The sequence below is a fragment of the Rhodococcus sp. 077-4 genome (genome assembly GCF_047782425.1).
Taxonomy (GTDB): Bacteria; Actinomycetota; Actinomycetes; order Mycobacteriales; family Mycobacteriaceae; genus Rhodococcoides.
This window is the reverse complement of the sequence record NZ_JAJPWC010000012.1, coordinates 1-1,243: the sequence shown is the minus strand read 5'-3', so window position 1 is coordinate 1,243 and position 1,243 is coordinate 1. Positions and strand designations below refer to the sequence as shown.

Annotated in this window: 1 protein-coding gene; it reads left to right on the top strand. The window is 61.5% G+C overall.

Annotated features, from left to right (window positions below):
• The first annotated feature begins 56 nt into the window (after positions 1-56).
• Entirely contained in the window at positions 57-1,235 is a 1,179-nt protein-coding gene (locus tag ACNEOT_RS25365; protein WP_415977532.1) for an IS30 family transposase, read from the top strand.
• The last annotated feature ends 8 nt before the right edge of the window (positions 1,236-1,243 follow it).

Here is a 1,243-nt window from a genome sequence, read left to right as displayed (position 1 = left end):
GGCAGTTTCAAGTGATGGTTGCAACACAGCTCCTGACCTGAGGAGATGTGGAGCAGATGTCTCGACGTGTCATCCCGAACCGAGCAGAGGTAGTCGCTAGGTTCCATGCCATGCGAGATTCGGGCGCGTCAATGATCGCCGCGTCGGCCGCCGCCGGCGTCAGTCGGTCCACGGGAATGCGGTGGACAGATCAGAGGAAAGGAATCGTCCGCGGGGCCAAACGGATCCGGTCCGAACCCAGCGGGCGATTCCTTTCTCAGTCCGAACGAGAAGAGATCGCCATCGGCCGTGCGATGGGGCTGTCTCAGACCGACATTGCCGATCTCATCGGTCGCGACAAGTCGGTCGTCTCACGCGAACTCGGCCGCAACACCAACCTCGGTGGCACCTACCGATCGGTGTCCGCGCAGCAGCGAGCGGAGACACGCGCCCGCCGACCCAAGACCGCGAAGCTTGCCGATCCCGACAGCGAACTCCGCGCGGAAGTTGTTCGCCGCCTCCGGAAAAAGTGGTCACCGCAACAGATTTCGGCGACACTGAAGATCGATTACCCCGATCGGCCGGAGATGCACGTGTCGCACGAAACGATTTACAACGCCATCTACGTCCAAGCCAAAGGCGAACTCAAAGCCGATGTCGCCGACGCGCTCCGGACCGGCCGGGCACATCGCCGCAAGCATGGGCGAGTGCCCAGCAATGCCCACCACATTCCCGACAAGACGCTGATCTCCGAGCGCCCCGACGACGTCGAAGACCGCAAAGTCCCTGGGCATTGGGAAGGCGACCTGATCCTGGGAGCCGGAAACAAATCGGCGATCGGCACCCTGGTCGAGCGCACATCACGATTCACGATGCTGCTGCACCTGCCACATTCACACAACCTCGACGCCGTCAGAGATGCGATGATCGCCGCGATCCGATCGATGCCGGACACGCTCAAACAGTCGGTGACCTGGGATCAAGGCATGGAAATGCGCAGGCACGCGGAGATCACGATGGCCACCGACATGGCCATCTACTTCTGCGACCCCCACAGTCCCTGGCAACGTGGCACGAACGAAAACACCAACGGGCTACTGCGGCAATACTTCAAGAAGGGCACAGACCTCTCCGCGCACACCGCAGAGCGGCTTCAAGCGGTCGCCGACGAACTCAACGACCGCCCCCGCCGAACGCTAGGCTGGAACTCACCAGCAAAAGTGATCAACGAGCTAGTCGTTGCAACGACCGCTTGAAACTACCC

Excerpts from the sequence above, each read along its gene's own strand:
- ACNEOT_RS25365 (WP_415977532.1), top strand. The coding sequence starts at position 57 with ATGTCTCGACGTGTCATCCCGAACCGAGCAGAGGTAGTCGCTAGGTTC.